Source organism: Ideonella livida, assembly GCF_010499455.1.
GTDB classification, from domain to species: Bacteria; Pseudomonadota; Gammaproteobacteria; order Burkholderiales; family Burkholderiaceae_C; genus Ideonella; species Ideonella livida.
Genome location: NZ_JAAGOH010000006.1, coordinates 153225 through 169204, shown reverse-complemented (window position 1 = coordinate 169204; position 15980 = coordinate 153225). Strand labels below are relative to the sequence as shown.

Here is a 15980-nt window from a genome sequence, read left to right as displayed (position 1 = left end):
TTCATGCAACGACGCGAACTTCTTCAACTCGCCCTTGGCGCGGCACTGACGGGCTGCGGATCGGGCAGCGGGCAGCTCACCCCCAACATCCTCAACATTGCCCTGGATGACCTGAATGACTGGGTCGGTTTCCTGGGGCATCCGCAGGCCAAGACGCCGCACATGGATGCCCTGGCGGCCAGCGCCTTCAACTTCCGCCGTGCCTACTGCACGGTCCCGGTGTGCTCCGCCTCCCGGGCCAGCGTCCTGTCGGGCTTGTCTCCGCAGTCCACGGGCGTGTACGACCTCAGCGCGACCTTCAAGTCCAAAAATCCAGGCAAGCTGCAGTTCGACCAGATGCTGGCGGGCGCCGGCTATCAGGTGCAGCGCCACGGCAAGATTGACCATGAGTGGGCCGGCGCCCTGTCACAACCCGTGCCGGTGAGCCGGCCGTACCACAACAAGCAGTGCCCCGCGGTCCATGGCAGCACGGATCTGGACTTTCAGGGGGCATTTGACTGGGGGCCTGCCCCGGGACTGGAGTCCGGGCAGCCCGACTACATCCTGGCCCAGCGGGGCATTGACTTCCTCAAGGCACAGGCGGTCGGGCGGCCGTTCTGCCTGTCGGTGGGGCTCTATCGCAACCACGTCGCCTGGTACACGCCGCAGCGGTTCATCGACCTGTATCCGCTGGACCAGCTCATCCTGCCCACCGTGCCTGCGGATGAGCTGGAGGATTTGGGGCCGGAGGCCAAGGCCTTTGCGCTCAAGTGGAAATTCCACGAGTGCATCGTGCGGCAGGACCTCTGGGCCTCCGCCGTCCAGGGCTATCTGGCCACCATCTCCTGGGTGGATGAGCAGATTGGCCGGCTCATCGCCGCCCTGGAGGCCAGTCCCCATGCGGCCAACACCATCGTGGTGCTCTGGAGTGACCATGGCTTCCATCTGGGGGAGAAGTTCCATTGGCACAAGCTGGCGCTGTGGGAGCACGCCACCCGGGTGCCGTTCCTGATCCGCCTGCCAGGGCAGCGCCTTGGCCGCGCCATTGATTCCTGTGTGAGCCTGGCGGACCTGGCCCCTACCCTGATGAGCCAGTGTGGGGTGAAGCCCACCTACGCCATGGACGGTCGTGACTTGACACCGCTCATGACCCAGGCCGACCTCAGCTGGAGCGAGCCTGTGGTCACGACACTGGATCAGCACAACTTCGCCGTGCGTGACAGCCGCTGGCGCTACATCCGTTATGCCCGGGGAGAGCAGGAGCTCTATGACGAGCAGGCCGACCCGGGTGAGCACCGCAACCTGGCCGGGGATCCGGCCTACGCCGGTGTCATCGCCGAGCTGGCCCGGCACCTGCCCACTTGATCGTGCTACATTCAACGGCTATGCGCGCTTCGCGATTTTTCTTTGCCTACTTTTGGTTCTCGCCCCGTCTGGCGGCTGGAGAGGCAAACGCGCGCACCTGAGAAACAGCGAAGCGAACACCCCCAGAAGACCGCCGGCAGCCCCGGCGGTTTTTTTTCGCCGGTCCGCAGCAAGGCGCCACGTCCCTGATCGATCCACCCGATCCCATCCACCGGAGAAGACCTGATGAACGCCACCAAGACCGCCGCCCCCGTGGACAACCCCAGTGCCTGGTCGCTGCGTGAACGCACCAGCGAGACCGACGACCTGCGCATCCAGGAGGTGACCCCCTTGCCCCCCCCCGAGCACCTGATCCGCTTCTTCCCCATCGCCGGCGGTCCCGTCGAGCGTCTGGTCAAGGAGACCCGCCAGACCGTGCGCCACATCCTGCACGGTAAGGACGACCGCCTGCTGGTCATCGTGGGCCCGTGTTCGATCCACGACCCGGCCGCCGCCATCGACTACGCGCGCCGCCTGCGTCCGCTGCGCGAGAAGTACCAGGACAGCCTGGAGGTGGTGATGCGGGTGTACTTCGAGAAGCCGCGCACCACGGTGGGCTGGAAGGGGCTGATCAACGACCCCTACCTGGATGAGAGCTACCGCATCGACGAGGGCCTGCGCATCGCCCGCCAGCTGCTGCTGGAGATCAACCGCCAGGGGGTCCCCGCGGCCAGCGAGTTCCTCGACACCATCAGCCCGCAGTACATCGGCGACCTGATCAGCTGGGGCGCCATCGGCGCGCGCACCACCGAGAGCCAGGTGCACCGCGAACTGGCTTCCGGCCTGTCGGCCCCCATCGGGTTCAAGAACGGCACCGACGGCAATCTGCGCATTGCCGTGGACGCCATCCAGGCGGCGGCCCGGCCCCACCATTTCCTGTCGGTGCACAAGAACGGGCAGGTGGCCATCGTCCAGACCAAGGGCAACAAGGACTGCCACGTCATCCTGCGCGGCGGCAAGACCCCGAACTATGATGCCGTCAGCGTGACGGCGGCTTGCCAGGAGCTGGCCGCCGCCAAGCTGCCCGCCAGCCTGATGGTGGACTGCAGCCACGCCAACTCCAGCAAGCAGCACCAGCGCCAGATCGACGTGGCCCGGGACATCGCCGCCCAGCTCCAGCAGGGCAGCCGGCAGGTCTTCGGCGTGATGATCGAGAGCCATCTGGTGGCGGGTGCGCAGAAGTTCTCTCCGGGCAAGGACGATCCGGCCAAGCTCTGCTACGGCCAGAGCATCACCGACGCCTGCATCGGCTGGGACGACACGGAGCAGGTGCTGGCGCTGTTGAGCGCCGCGGTTCAGGCCCGCCGCGGCTGACCTGGCCCCGCCCCCTTCCGGCCCCGCATGACCGACGCTTCCGCCTCCTCCCTCCCGCCGCGCGCGCCTGGTCCGGTGCCCCTGTGGCACGACTCGCGCAGTCCGGTGTTGCTGGCCTTGCTGGCGCTGCCTTTCCTGGTGGCTTCCAGCCTGAGCCCGTCCACCACGGTGGTCAACCAGTTGCTGGCGGTGGCCGCCTGGGGCCTGCTGCTGCTGCTGGCACCGCCGGCGGCGTGCTGGTCCGGGGCCGTGGCCCGGCGGCTGGCGGTGCCGTCGGCTGCACTGTTGCTGATCCTGGCAGGCATTGCCCTGTCGGCCTGGCAGGGCCTGCCCGGGCCGCTGGCGCTGGGCCCGGCGCTGGGGGTGGCCGCCGCGCTGGGAGTGATGCTGTGGGCGGCTGCGCCGCCACGGCAGGGCGATGACGCCGCCACCGATTGGGTGTTGGGCGGGCTGCTGACGGCGGCGCTGCTGTCGGCGCTCGTCGGGCTGGTGCAAGTCTTCTGGCCGGCCGCCGCCGACGGCCAGTGGCTGGCGCGCACCAGCCTGGCCGGGCGTGCCGTGGGCAACCTGCGCCAGCCCAACCACCTCAGCACCCTGCTCATCTGGGGCCTGATGGCGCTGGCCGTGATGGCCCACCGAGGGCGCTGGCTGGGCCAGCGCCTGCCCGACGGGCTGGCCGCGGCCATGGGCCTGCTGCTGGTGCTGGCGGTGGTGCTCACCGCCAGCCGCACCGGCGTGGCGGGCATCCTGCTGCTGGCGGTGTGGGGGCTGTGCGACAAGCGGCTGCGGCCCGCGGTGCGCTGGTCCCTGGTGGTCACGCCTTTGTTGTACCTGGGGGGCTGGCTGCTGATGTCGGCCTGGGCCGAGGCCGCTGCACGCACCTTTGGCGGGCAGGCGCGGCTGGCCGAGAACGACCTGCGCTCCTCCCGGCTGGGCATCTGGCGCGACACCCTCACCCTCATCGCGCGGGAGCCCTGGACCGGCGTGGGCTTTGGCAACTTCAACTTTGCCTGGAGCCTCTCGCCCCTGCCGCAGCGGCCCCCTCCCTTCTTCGACCACAGCCACAACCTGGCCTTGCAGTGGCTGGTGGAGCTGGGCCTGCCGCTGGGCGGGCTGGTCCTGCTGGGGTTGGGGGCTGCTGCCGTGCTGGCCGGCCGTGCCGCCGCCGCCGCCCCGGGCGATGAGGGGGTGACCGCCCGCGGCGCCTGGATGATCGTGCTGCTGGCCGGTCTGCACAGCTTGTTTGAGTACCCGCTTTGGTACCTGTACTTCCTGCTGCCCACCGCCTGGGCACTGGGGCGTGCCCTGCGCGCCGGCGCCTGGGCCGCACCGGCCGACGCGGTGCAGGGCGTGCAGCCCTGGCCGCAGGGGCGGCGGCTGACCACCGCGGCCGGTGCCGTCCTGGTGCTGGGCGCCTTGGCGGCCGCGCTGGACTACCAGCGTGTGGTCGTCATCTACCAGCCCGGGCCGCACGCGCCGCCGCTGGATCAGCGCATCGCGGCCGGCCAGCGCAGTCCGCTCTATGGCCACCATGCCGACTATGCGGCGGCCACGCTGGCCGACCCGCTGGAGCGGGCCTTGGCACCGGCTTGGCGCACGGCGCACTCGCTGCTGGACACCCGCTTGATGCTGGTCTGGCTGCGTGCCCTGGAGGCCCAGGGCGACCGGGAGCTGGCGCGCCACCTGGCGCAGCGGCTGCGGGAATTCGGCAACCCCGATTCGCGGGAGTTCCTGGCCGAATGTCAGGACCCGCTGGCCCAGCAATCGCCGCGGCCGGTGCAGTGCGAAGCGCCGCAGACCCCGGCCGACTGGCGCGCCTTCCAGGCCCTGGATCCGGCACGCGCCCGGCGGTGAGCGGCGCCGGCGCGCCTCAGGCGGGCGCCACCCAATGCCCGCTCTTGCCGCCCTGCTTCTCCAGCAGGCGCACGTCGGTCATGACCATGCCCTTGTCGGCGGCCTTGCACATGTCGTAGATGGTGAGCAGGCCGACCTGCACGGCGGTCAGGGCTTCCATCTCGACGCCGGTCTTGCCCACTGTCTCCGCCTGCACGGTGCATTCCACCCGCGGCGGGTCCTGATGCAGGCTGAAGTCCACCGCCACGCGGGTCAGCGGCAGGGGGTGGCACAGGGGGATCAGCTCGCTGGTGCGCTTGGCCGCCTGGATGGCGGCGATGCGCGCGATGCCGATCACGTCGCCCTTGGCGGCTTGACCGGCCTGGATCAGGGCCAGCGTGGCCGGCAGCATCTGGATGACGCCGGCGGCGCGGGCGACGCGGTGGGTGTCGGCCTTGGCGGCCACGTCCACCATATGGGCCTGGCCCTGGGCGTCGAAATGGGTGAGGGGAGAAGAGGACATGGGGCGGCCACCTGCGCTTGACAAACCGGTGCGATGATATCGGCGCCCTTTTTCCCGGGCGTCCCGGCCCCGCGGCCGGCTGCCGCCCGCCAGCCAGGATTTCCCGCCTTGACCGCACGCCCCGCCTCAGCACCGCCCAGCCGCCTGCGGGCGCTGGCCCTGGCCCTGTGCCTGATGGGGGCAGGCGCCGCGCCCCTGGCCCCCGCCAGGGCCCAGAGCAGTCTGCCAGCCCTGGGCGATGCCTCCTCCGAGGGCCTGGACATCCTGGGCGAGCGTCGCCTGGGCGAGCGGATCATGCGCGAGGTGCGCCGTGATCCGGACTACTTGGACGACCCCCTGCTGAGCGACTACCTGCAGCCGCTGTGGAGCCGGCTGCTGCAGGCCGCGCGCGCCCGGGGCGAGATCAATCCCGACCTGGACCGCACTTACGGCTGGGAGCTCTTCCAGGTGCGTGACCGCTCGGTCAATGCCTTTGCCCTGCCGGGGGGCTTTGTCGGGGTCCACCTGGGCCTGATCGCCATGACGGCCAGCAGCGATGAGCTGGCTTCGGTGCTGGCCCACGAGCTGACCCACGTCACCCAGCGGCACATTGCCCGCAGCATGGAGAACTCGCAGCGGCAGGGCATGGCCTCCATGGCGGCCATCCTGCTGGGCATCCTGGTGGCTTCGCGCTCCACCGCGGTGGACGGGGCGCAGGCGGTCATCATGGGCGGGCAGGCCGCGGCCATGCAGGGTCAGCTCAACTTCTCCCGCGAGATGGAGCGCGAGGCCGACCGCATCGGCCAGCAGGTGCTCAGCGAGGCGGGCTTTTCCGCCTGGGGCATGGCCGGCATGTTCGAGAAGCTCGACGCCGGCGCGCGCTTGAACGACAGCAACCAGTACCCCTATCTGCGCAGCCACCCGCTGACCATAGAGCGCATTTCCGAGGCGCGCCTGCGCGCCTCGGGGGCCGAGCCGGGGGCCGCCCCGGCCGAGGTCCTGGCCCTGCACGCCCTGATGCAGGGCCGTGCCCGTGCCTTGGTGGACCGCAGCGAGCAGGCCTGGCGGCGGCTGCAGGACAGCGCCAGCGCCGCCGCCCCTGCCGGACAGCCCGAGACCACGCGCTTGGGGCAGCACTACGCGGCGGCGCTGGCCTCGCTGCAACTGCGTGAGCCGGAGCGGGCCGAGGCCTTCCTGCGCTCGGCCCAGGCGCTGGAGGGCGGCCGGCTGGCCACCCTGCCGGCGGTGGCCGGCGTGCTGGACCTGCTGCAGCTGGAGGTGAGCGCACTGCGCCAGGGGCCTCAGGCCCTGGCCCTGCTGCAGGACGGCGGCGCCTTGGCCGCACGCCCCGGTCGGGCGGCGTTGCTGGCCCGCGCCCAGGCGGGTTTGCTGCTGCGCCGCCATGGCGTGGCAGGCACCGAGGGCGTGCTGCGCCGTGAGACGCAGGCCCTGCAGACCTGGGTGATTGAACACCGCCGGGATGTGTTGGCCTGGCAGACCCTGTCGCAGTTGGCCGAGGCCCAGGGCCAGACGCTGCGCGCGCAGCGCGCCGCCGCCGAGGCCGCCGCCGCCCAGGGCGATGTGGTCGGCGCCGTGGACCGTTTCCGGGCGGCGCAGCAGTCGGTGCAGCAGGACCCCAAGGCCGACTACATGGAGGTGGCCATCGTCCAGTCCCGGCTGCGCGAACTGGAGGCCGAGAAGCGCCGGCTGCTGGCCGAGGCGCGCGGGGAGCGGCCGGATTAAGGGGGCGGAGCGGGCGGCAGGGCCGTTCGCCGGGGCGTGCGGGGCCTGCGTCGTGCCCCGGGGCGCTCAGTCGGTCCGGCGGGGCGCCGTCAGGCTGTCCAGCGCGGTGCCGATGACCAGGCCGCAGAGGCTGTAGATCAGCGAGCCCAGCAGTGCCGCGCCAAAGCCCTCCACCGCCAGACCTTCCAGCACCTCCGCCGCCAACCAGAACAGGGCGGCGTTGATGACGAACAGGAACAGGCCCAGGGTGAGCACCGTGACCGGCAAGGTCAGCAGCACCAGCACCGGCCGGGCCAGCAGGTTGAGCAGACCCAGCACGCAGGCGGCCACCAGGGCGGCGCCGTAGCTGTTCACGCTCACGCCGATGTCCAGGTGGGCCACCAGCAGCAGGGCGGCGGCCAGCAGGCCCCAGCGCAGGAGGAGCTTCATGGGAAAGGCCTCAGGTGAAGGAGAAGGCGGGCGATGGGCGCAGGTGGCGGCGATCACGCCCGTGGGCTCATCATGCCTGCAGGTGGCGCCGGGCCTGCCGGCCAGTGCGGCGGGCGGGCCACACTCGGCGCCCGCCGGTGGCGCTGCGAGGGCGGGAACCGCGTTTGCCGCGAGAATGCGGCTTCTCAGCCCCATACAGGGGCAGTACCATTACCCGCGCCGTGGTGACGCTCGAGCGAAACGGGCGCCTGGCGTGAGGCGCCGACACGGCAAATCGAAATTTCATCAGACGGAGAGATTCCACATGGCAACTGCGAAGAAGGCTGACGCCCCCGCCAAGAAGGCTGCCGCGGCGGCGACGCCCGCTGAGGCCGCCCCGGCCAAGCGCAAGCCCAACGCGGCCTTCATGAAGGCAATGACCCCCAGCGCTGCCCTGGCCGCTGTCATCGGCAAGCAGCCGATGCCGCGCACCGAGGTGACCAAGAAGGTCTGGGAATACATCAAGAAGCACAAGCTGCAGGATGCCGACAAGAAGACCTTGATCAACGCCGACGCCAAGCTCAAGGCGGTTCTGGGCAAGGATCAGGTCACCATGTTCGAGATGACCAAGCTGGTCAATGCGCACCTGAGCTGACCGTGCCGGGGCGGCCCACGCACCGCCCCTGCGCCGCTGCTGACGAGCCGGCCTTGTGCCGGCTTTTTTGCGCCGATGGTTTTGCCGCCCTGCCGGCGGCCCCCGGCTCGCCAGGGAACCTGCTGCCGTCTCCGGGGTCGGACGCTGTAGCGTACCGTTTGCTGTCGCACCCACCAGGAAAGCACACCCGTGAATCCCACCGTACTTCTGCCGTCCGATCCAGCCCCCCATGCGCCTGCCGCCCAGGTGGTGCCGTCCGGCGCCTCTGGCCCGTGGCGGCGGCGGCAATGGCTGGCCGCCACCGCTGCCGCGGGGCTGGGCCTGACGCCTGCCGTGGCTGTGCGCGCCCAGGGGCAGGCCGCCCCCCCGATCAAGTTGGCCCCCGAGGAGGCCTATGCGCTGGCCGCCGGCGGACATGGGCTGAGCGTGGGCCCGCTGATGGCCGCACACCCGGTCTATGTGTTCTTTGACACCACCTGCCCGCACTGCGCCCACCTCTGGCAGGCCAGCGAGGCCCTCACAGGCAAGCTGCGCTTTGTGTGGATGCCGGTGGGGCTGTTGCGCCCGGGGGTCTCGCTGCGACAGGGGGCGACCATCCTGGCCGCCGCCAGCCCCCAGCAGGCCATGCGCGAGAACGAGACGCGCGTGGCCCAGCGGCTGGGCGGCATTCCCATCGCCCAAGACCTGTCCGAGGAGGTGTTGGGCAAGGTCCGCACCAACACGCAGATCTTTGAAAAGCTGGGCGCCGACAGCGTGCCCCTGATGCTCTATCGCCATGCGCGCACCGGCGCCTATGGCGCGCGCGCCGGCTCGCTGGACGAGCCGCGCCTGCGGGAGCTGCTGGGCCAGTGAGGCCCGCGCCGCGGGGCTTTCAGCCGGCGGCGCTGATCACGCCGCCACCCAGGCAGATCTCACCGTCGTAGAGCACGGCCGACTGGCCGGGGGTCACGGCCCACTGCAGGTGCTCGGCGCCGAAGTCCAGCCGGAAGGCTTCACCCGCGCCGGCAGCCAGGGTGCCTGGCGCATCGGCCTGCCGGTAGCGGGCCTTGCTGCCCAGCAGGCCGGCCGCAGGCGCATGGCCCGCCACCCACGAGGTGTCCGCGGCCTCCAGCCAGCGGTACTGCAGCCACGGGTGCTCATGGCCCTGCACCACCACCAGCGTGTTGGTGGCCAGGTCCTTGCGGGCCACAAACCAGGGCAGGTGCTCCCCACCGCCCCGCGGCGCCTTCTTGTCCTTCACCCCGCCAATGCCCAGGCCCTGGCGTTGGCCCAGGGTGTAGAAGCTCAGGCCCACGTGTTCACCGAGCTTGCGGCCGCGGTCGTCACGGATCGGGCCGGGCTGGTTGGAGAGGTAGCGGTTGAGGAAGTCCCGGAAGGGCCGCTCGCCAATGAAGCAGATGCCCGTGGAGTCCTTCTTCTTGGCATTGGGCAGGCCGATGGCCTCGGCGATGCGGCGCACCTCGGTCTTGGGCAGCTCGCCCACCGGGAACATCGTCTTGGCCAGCTGGGACTGACGCAGCCGGTGCAGGAAGTAGCTTTGGTCCTTGAGCGGGTCCAGGCCTTTGAGCAGCTCAAAGCGCTCGCCCCCCTCCCGGCTGGCATCGGGCACCGCGCGCACGCGGGCGTAATGTCCGGTGGCAATCTTTTCGGCCCCCAGCCGCATGGCGTGGTCCAGGAAAGCCTTGAACTTGATCTCGGCGTTGCACAGCACGTCGGGGTTGGGCGTGCGGCCGGCCTGGTACTCGCGCAGGAACTCCGCGAAGACGCGGTCCTTGTACTCGGCTGCGAAGTTGACGTGCTCGATCTCGATGCCGATCACGTCGGCCACGCTGGCGGCGTCCAGGAAGTCCTGGCGCGACGAGCAGAACTCGCTGTCGTCGTCGTCCTCCCAGTTCTTCATGAAGATGCCGATGACCTCATGCCCAGCCTGCTTGAGCAGCCAGGCGGAGACCGCCGAATCGACGCCGCCGGACAGGCCGACGACCACACGTTGTGGGGCAATTTTCCGCATCATGAAATGCTTGGTGACCCCTGCTTACTTCTGGAGCAGGGTGACACTGGGGTGGGTATGGAGCAGGTCCAGCGGAAAGCGCCGTCCGGCCTGGTGGTCCTCGATGCATTGCAGCACCAGCGGACTGCGGTGGCGCGCCACGCTGGCGCGTACCTCCTCCAGGCTCATCCAGAGTGTGCGCTCGACCGGGGCGTCGAAGGTCCGTCCCGGCACGGGATCGCCCAGCTCACCCGTGAAGGCGAAGCGCAGGTAGGTGATGTCCTCCTCGGTGCGCGGATGCCGCAGCCGCGCCAGGTAGACCCCCACCAGCGCACGGGGCGTGAAGGGGCAGGTGGTCTCCTCCAGGGCCTCTCGGGCGGCCGCCTCGGCGAGGCCTTCGCCAGGGTCCAGATGGCCGGCGGGGTTGTTCAGCCGCAGGCCCTCAGAGGTGCGCTCCTCCACCAGCAGGTAGCGGCCCTCGCGCTCGATGATGGCCGCCACGGTGACGCTCGGTTTCCAGCGAATCTCGGACATCCGGGCATGTTACCGGGCCCCCGCCGGCGCCGTTCTGTCAGGGCCTTGCCACACCCCGCAAGCCCGGACTGATCCCAGGTGCGCCGCAGCGCGCCGGCTCCGCTAAGCTGTGCCCCCAAACCCATGCGTCATGCGCGGCCCCGGGGGCACAGGGAGAGCCCTGCCGCGCACGTCGGCACCGTACACCGGCGGTGTGCGCCGGCCCGTCCGGGCCGCCGCCGCCAGGCATCCAAGGCAACAGAGGAGAGTTCCATGCAGATCGGAGTTCCGCTCGAGACCGCGGCCGGGGAAACCCGTGTGGCCGTGACCCCCGAGACGGCCAAGAAGCTCGTGGCCCAAGGCCATGCGGTGCGGGTGCAGGCCGGCGCCGGCGTGGCCGCCAGTGCCACCGATGCGGCTTACGAGGCCGCGGGCGCGCAGATCGTCGACCGGGCCACCGCCCTGGGCGCCGACCTGGTGCTCAAGGTGCGCAAGCCAGGCGCTGACGAGCTGGGCCTGATGAAGGCGGGTGCCACCCTGGTGGGCATGCTCGACCCGTTTGACAAGGACGGCCTGGCCGCCCTGGCCGGCGCCGGCCTGACCAGCTTCGCGCTGGAGGCCGCGCCGCGCACCACCCGGGCGCAGAGCATGGACGTGCTGTCCTCGCAGGCCAACATCGCCGGCTACAAGGCGGTGATCATGGCCGCAGACCGCTACCAGAAGTTTTTCCCGATGCTCATGACCGCGGCCGGCACCGTCAAGGCCGCCCGCGTGGTCATCCTGGGCGTGGGCGTGGCTGGCCTGCAGGCCATCGCCACCGCCAAGCGCCTGGGCGCCGTGATCGAGGCCTCGGACGTGCGTCCGTCGGTCAAGGAGCAGGTGGAGTCGCTGGGCGGCAAGTTCATTGACGTGCCCTACGAGACCGCCGAGGAGAAGGAGGCCGCTGAAGGCGTGGGCGGCTACGCCCGGCCCATGCCGCAGAGCTGGCTGGATCGCCAGAAGGTGGAGGTGGCCAAGCGAGTGGCCGCGGCGGATGTGGTGATCTCGACGGCCCTCATCCCGGGTCGCGCCGCCCCGGTGCTCATCACCGAGGACATGGTCAAGTCCATGAAGCCGGGCTCGGTGATCATCGACATCGCGGCGGGCAAGGGCGCTGGCGGCGTGGGCGGCAACTGTCCGCTGACCGAGGCCGGCAAGACCGTGACCCGCCACGGGGTGGTCATCGTCGGCGAGACCAACCTGCCCGCGTTGGTGGCCGCCGACGCCTCGGCGCTCTACGCCCGCAACGTGCTCGACTTCCTCAAGCTGGTTTGCCCCAAGGACGCCGCCGCCGTGCAGGTGCCGATGGACGACGACATCGTCGCAGCCTGCCTGATGACGCAGGGCGGCGAGGTCAAGCGCCCGTAGGTCGTCGGCGGGTGGCCCGTGCCGGCCTCGTGCGGTTCCGCTGCGGCCCCCCGCCCCGACGTCCCCGTTTCCCACTTCCAGGAGCCTCCTCATGGATGCCGTCTCTCCCACCCTGATCAACCTGATCATCTTCGTGCTGGCCATCTACGTGGGATACCACGTGGTCTGGACCGTCACGCCCGCCCTGCACACGCCGCTCATGGCGGTCACCAACGCCGTGTCGGCCATCGTCATCGTGGGCGCCATGCTCGCGGCGGCGCTGACCGAGACAGGCCTGGGAAAATCCATGGGCGTGCTGGCCGTGGCGCTGGCCGCCGTGAACGTGTTTGGCGGCTTTCTGGTGACCCGTCGCATGCTCGAGATGTTCAAGAAGAAGTCACCGAAGCAAAACAAGGATCCCCAGTCATGAACGCCGCCCAACTCGCCCTCACCGTCGCCTTCGTCGTCGGTCTCGTCAACGCCGGATTCGTGGGCGTCGTCGCCTCTGAAGTCTCGGGCATTGGCTACGTCGGTGGCATCGCCGCTGTCATCACCCTGATCGCCGAAGCGGTGCTGGTGCACCGCCTGGGCAAATTCATCGCCGCACGTCCGGCAGAAAGCCAGGGAGGCACCGCATCATGAGCATGAACCTGGTGACGCTGCTGTATCTGGTGGCCAGCGTCTGCTTCATCCAGGCCCTCAAGGGCCTGTCCCACCCCACCACGTCGATCCGGGGCAACCTGTTCGGCATGGCGGGCATGACCATCGCGGTGCTCACCACCGCGGCGCTCATCGTCAAGCTGGCCGGCTCGGCCAACGGCTTGACCCTGGTGCTCGCCGGGCTGGTGGTGGGGGGCGGCCTGGGGGCCTACATGGCCAACAAGGTCGAGATGACCAAGATGCCTGAGCTGGTGGCCTTCATGCACAGCATGATCGGCCTGGCCGCGGTTTTCATTGCCGTGGCGGCCGTGGCCGAGCCCTATGCCTTCGCGATCACCGCCAAGGGCCAGCCCATCCCGGCGGGCAACCGCCTGGAGCTGTTCCTGGGGGCGGCCATCGGGGCCATCACCTTCTCGGGCTCGGTCATTGCCTTTGGCAAGCTCAGTGGCAAGTACAAGTTCCGCCTGTTCCAGGGCGCGCCGGTGCAGTTCCCTGGTCAGCACAAGCTGAACCTGGTGCTGGGCCTGGCCACTGTGGGCCTGGGCCTGGTCTTCATGGCCACCGAGAACTGGACGGCTTTCTTCGCCATGCTGGCCCTGGCCTTCGTGATGGGCGTGCTCATCATCATCCCCATCGGCGGTGCCGACATGCCGGTGGTGGTGTCCATGCTCAACAGCTACTCCGGCTGGGCGGCAGCGGGCATCGGGTTCTCGCTCAACAACAGCATGCTCATCATCGCCGGCTCGCTGGTGGGCAGCTCGGGCGCCATCCTCTCGTACATCATGTGCAAGGCGATGAACCGCTCGTTCTTCAACGTGATCCTGGGCGGCTTTGGTGGTGACACCGCCGCGGCCACCGGCGGCGCGCAGCAGCAACGCAACGTCAAGAGCGGCTCGGCCGACGACGCGGCCTTCATCCTGGGCAATGCCGAAACCGTGGTCATCGTGCCCGGCTACGGCCTGGCCGTGGCGCGCGCGCAGCACGCCGTGAAGGAACTGGCCGAGAAGCTCACCCACAAGGGCATCACGGTGAAGTACGCCATCCATCCGGTGGCAGGCCGCATGCCGGGCCACATGAACGTGCTGCTGGCCGAGGCCGAAGTGCCGTATGACCAGGTCTTCGAGATGGAGGACATCAACGGCGAGTTCGGCCAGGCCGATGTGGCCATCATCCTGGGCGCCAACGACGTGGTGAACCCGGCCGCACTGCAGAAGGGCTCGCCCATCTACGGCATGCCCATCCTGGAGGCCTACAAGGCCAAGACCATCATCGTGAACAAGCGCTCCATGGCCGCCGGTTATGCCGGCCTGGACAACGAGCTGTTCTACATGGACAAGACCATGATGGTCTTCGGCGACGCCAAGAAGGTGGTCGAGGACATGGTCAAGGCGGTGGAGTGACCGCAGGCGGGGGGCGTGGCGCCCCTTGCCGACCAGGGCGCCTGCGGGCGCCCTTTTTCATGGCCGGCCCACAATGCCCGCGCATTGAAGGAGCTTTTTGCCATGACCCTGGCCATCGTCTCGGCCCTGCCCGAGGAACTGGCGGCGATCGACGCCGCGCTGCACACCACCCGCACCGAGTCCCTGGCCGGTCGCCAGTGGCGCTTTGGCCGCCTGGGCGACGAGGAGGTGGTGCTGTGCCTGGCGGGGGTCGGCAAGGTGGCGGCGGCCACCACCACCGCGCTGCTGCTGGACCGCTTTGCGGTGCGGTCCCTGCTGTTCACCGGCGTGGCCGGTGGCCTGGGGCCGGGCGTGGCCGTGGGCGACGTGGTGGTGGGGCGCGAGTTCCTGCAACACGACATGGACGCCTCGCCGCTGTTCCCGCGCTGGGAGGTGCCGCTGACCGGCCGCAGCCGCTTTGGGGCGGATGCCCCCTGGGCCGACCGCCTGGCCGCAGGGGCTCGGCGGGTGCTGGCCCAGCCGCATGCGGCCCTGGCGGGCTTTGGCATCGTCCAGGCGCCGGCCTTGCATCAGGGCCTCATCCTGAGCGGTGACCAGTTCATCGCCTCCGGCGCGGTCTGCCGCCGCCTGCAGGCAGAGCTGCCCGATGCTTTGGCGGTGGAGATGGAGGGCGCGGCCATCGCCCAGGTCTGCGCCGATTTCGATCGGCCCTTTGCCGTGCTGCGCACCATCTCCGACCGGGCCGACGACCAGGCCCATGTGGACTTTCCGCGCTTCTTGCGGGAGGTGGCGGCGCCCTATTCGCGCGACATCGTCATGGCGACGTTGCAGGGCGCCTGAGCCGTCTTACTGCACGGCCGCCTCGGCGTCCACGATGCCGGCACCGCATTGCCGGCAGGTTGCCGGGAAGGGGCGCGCGGTGTCCACCAGCTTCTGCGCCACCTGCGCCGGCGTGAGGGCCGGATGGCGGGCCATCACCAGGGCCGCCACCCCGGCCACATGGGGGGTGGCCATCGAGGTGCCCTGCAGTTCGTCGTAGCTGTCGGCCTTGGGCTTGATGAAGCCGGCGTTGTAGGTGGAGAGCACGCCGGCGCTGCCGTCGCCGCCGGGGCCGGCGATGCGCACCACGCTGCCGAAGTTGGAGTAGGAGGCCTTGCCGCCCTGGCGGCCCACAGCCGCCACGGTCAGCACGTCCTGGCAGTTGGCGGGGTTGTGGCCGCTGGCGTTCTCGTTGTCGTTGCCGGCGGCCACCACCACCAGCGCGCCCAGCGCGGTGGCCTCGGAGATCGCCCGCTGGAAGAACGACGGGCAGGCGCCGCTGCCGCCCAGGGACATGTTGATCACCCGCGCGGGGTGGGCGTTGGCCGGCACGCCCTTGACCGCACCGCCGGCGGCCCAGTAGACCCCGGCGGCGATGTCGCTGGTGTAGCCGCCGCCACAGCCCAGCACCCGCACGGGCAGCACCCGGGCCGACGGCGCCACGCCGGCCACGCCCAGTGCGTTGTCGGTCAGCGCCGCCACGGTGCCGGCCACGTGCGTGCCGTGCCAGCTGCTGCCGTAGAGCTTGCCGATCGGGCCGCAGCCGTCACCGGGGTCGGTGGGGTCCGCATCGCGGCCATCACCGTCCACCGCCACGGTCTTCTTGCGGATGAAGTCGTAGCCGGGCACCAGGTTGGCGCTCAGGTCGGCATGGGGGCGCACGCCGGTGTCCACCACCGCCACCACCACGCCTTCGCCCTGGGTCAGTGCCCAGGCTGGCAGCAGGTTGATGCCGCCGGCCGGCTCATGGTAGTGCCACTGGTCGGGCCAACGCGGGTCGCTGGGCGCGGCCACCGGGGTGGCCGCGGTGGGGCGCAGGCGACGGTCCGGCTCCACCTTCAGCACGCCGGGATGGGCGGCCAGGCGCTGGCGCAGTTCGCCCAGCGTGGCGGCATCGGCCTCACGGTCCAGGCGCAGCACCTCCATCACCTGGCTGCCCAGTTGCAGCCGCTGGCTGGCCACCACCCGGGTGGCGGCGCCGCTGGTGCGTTGCTGCCAGGCGGCCAGGCCCGCGGGTTCGGTGCCGGGCTGCAGGGTCAGCACCAGCTGGTCGGTGCCGGCGGCGTGGGCGCTGGCGCCCAGCAGGGCAAGGGTGGCCAGGGCCACGGCGCGGCGCAGGGGTTTGCGCAGGGAGGGGGACGGCTTCATGGGCTC

At 70.4% G+C, this 15980-nt stretch carries 16 protein-coding genes; 11 read left to right on the top strand and 5 right to left on the bottom strand.

Annotated features, from left to right (window positions below; genetic code table 11):
• Positions 1–3: 3 nt before the first annotated feature.
• From G3A44_RS07340 to G3A44_RS07330, 3 genes are all read left to right on the top strand, one after another.
• Positions 4–1344, top strand: a complete 1341-nt coding sequence (locus G3A44_RS07340; protein WP_163456858.1) for a sulfatase — start codon at positions 4–6, stop codon at positions 1342–1344.
• A gap of 225 nt (positions 1345–1569) precedes the next feature.
• Positions 1570–2697 carry a 3-deoxy-7-phosphoheptulonate synthase gene (locus G3A44_RS07335; RefSeq protein ID WP_163456857.1) on the top strand — a complete coding sequence of 376 codons (1128 nt, stop codon included), beginning with the start codon at positions 1570–1572 and terminating at the stop codon, positions 2695–2697.
• A 27-nt stretch (positions 2698–2724) separates the two neighbouring features.
• Positions 2725–4551, top strand: coding sequence for a PglL family O-oligosaccharyltransferase (locus G3A44_RS07330; protein WP_163456856.1), 1827 nt, complete (start codon positions 2725–2727; stop codon positions 4549–4551).
• A 16-nt stretch (positions 4552–4567) separates the two neighbouring features.
• Here the strand turns inward: G3A44_RS07330 and moaC are convergent, their stop codons facing one another.
• Positions 4568–5053, bottom strand: a complete 486-nt coding sequence (gene moaC, locus G3A44_RS07325) for a cyclic pyranopterin monophosphate synthase MoaC (RefSeq protein WP_163456855.1) — start codon at positions 5051–5053, stop codon at positions 4568–4570.
• A 108-nt stretch (positions 5054–5161) separates the two neighbouring features.
• On the opposite strand from moaC, the gene G3A44_RS07320 reads away from it, so the two are divergent.
• Complete coding sequence (locus G3A44_RS07320; protein ID WP_239061743.1) at positions 5162–6775, top strand: M48 family metalloprotease; 1614 nt, start codon at positions 5162–5164, stop codon at positions 6773–6775.
• Positions 6776–6841: 66 nt separating this feature from the next.
• On the opposite strand, the gene G3A44_RS07315 is transcribed toward G3A44_RS07320, so the two are convergent.
• On the bottom strand, positions 6842–7204 hold the full coding sequence (locus G3A44_RS07315; RefSeq protein WP_163456853.1) for a phage holin family protein: 363 nt from the start codon (positions 7202–7204) through the stop codon (positions 6842–6844).
• Positions 7205–7508: 304 nt separating this feature from the next.
• Here G3A44_RS07315 and G3A44_RS07310 point away from each other — a divergent pair, with 304 nt between their 5' ends.
• Positions 7509–7838: an SWIB/MDM2 domain-containing protein gene (locus G3A44_RS07310; protein WP_163456852.1), complete on the top strand. Its 330-nt coding sequence runs from the start codon at positions 7509–7511 to the stop codon at positions 7836–7838.
• Positions 7839–8027: 189 nt separating this feature from the next.
• Positions 8028–8690, top strand: a complete 663-nt coding sequence (locus tag G3A44_RS07305; protein ID WP_163456851.1) for a thioredoxin domain-containing protein — start codon at positions 8028–8030, stop codon at positions 8688–8690.
• A gap of 19 nt (positions 8691–8709) precedes the next feature.
• Here G3A44_RS07305 and mnmA read toward each other — a convergent pair whose 3' ends face one another.
• The gene (mnmA, locus tag G3A44_RS07300) at positions 8710–9849 is read right to left on the bottom strand and encodes a tRNA 2-thiouridine(34) synthase MnmA (protein WP_163456912.1); all 1140 of its coding nucleotides are present in this window, start codon (positions 9847–9849) and stop codon (positions 8710–8712) included.
• Between the two features lie 24 nt (positions 9850–9873).
• Complete coding sequence (locus G3A44_RS07295) at positions 9874–10362, bottom strand: NUDIX domain-containing protein (protein ID WP_163456850.1); 489 nt, start codon at positions 10360–10362, stop codon at positions 9874–9876.
• Between the two features lie 252 nt (positions 10363–10614).
• On the opposite strand from G3A44_RS07295, the gene G3A44_RS07290 reads away from it, so the two are divergent.
• From G3A44_RS07290 to G3A44_RS07270, 5 genes are all read left to right on the top strand, one after another.
• Positions 10615–11748, top strand: coding sequence for a Re/Si-specific NAD(P)(+) transhydrogenase subunit alpha (locus G3A44_RS07290; RefSeq protein WP_163456849.1), 1134 nt, complete (start codon positions 10615–10617; stop codon positions 11746–11748).
• Between the two features lie 91 nt (positions 11749–11839).
• A complete protein-coding gene (locus G3A44_RS07285; RefSeq protein ID WP_163456848.1) occupies positions 11840–12157 on the top strand; it encodes an NAD(P) transhydrogenase subunit alpha part 2 in 318 nt (105 codons plus the stop codon).
• Positions 12154–12369: a hypothetical protein gene (locus tag G3A44_RS07280; RefSeq protein ID WP_163456847.1), complete on the top strand. Its 216-nt coding sequence runs from the start codon at positions 12154–12156 to the stop codon at positions 12367–12369. The genes G3A44_RS07285 and G3A44_RS07280 overlap by 4 nt, the downstream gene beginning before the upstream one ends.
• On the top strand, positions 12366–13787 hold the full coding sequence (locus tag G3A44_RS07275) for an NAD(P)(+) transhydrogenase (Re/Si-specific) subunit beta (protein ID WP_163456846.1): 1422 nt from the start codon (positions 12366–12368) through the stop codon (positions 13785–13787). Before G3A44_RS07280 ends, G3A44_RS07275 begins: the two co-directional genes overlap by 4 nt.
• A 102-nt stretch (positions 13788–13889) precedes the next feature.
• Positions 13890–14627: a 5'-methylthioadenosine/adenosylhomocysteine nucleosidase gene (locus G3A44_RS07270; protein ID WP_163456845.1), complete on the top strand. Its 738-nt coding sequence runs from the start codon at positions 13890–13892 to the stop codon at positions 14625–14627.
• A 6-nt stretch (positions 14628–14633) separates the two neighbouring features.
• On the opposite strand, the gene G3A44_RS07265 is transcribed toward G3A44_RS07270, so the two are convergent.
• Entirely contained in the window at positions 14634–15974 is a 1341-nt protein-coding gene (locus G3A44_RS07265) for a S8 family serine peptidase (RefSeq protein WP_203561326.1), read from the bottom strand.
• Between the last annotated feature and the right edge of the window lie 6 nt (positions 15975–15980).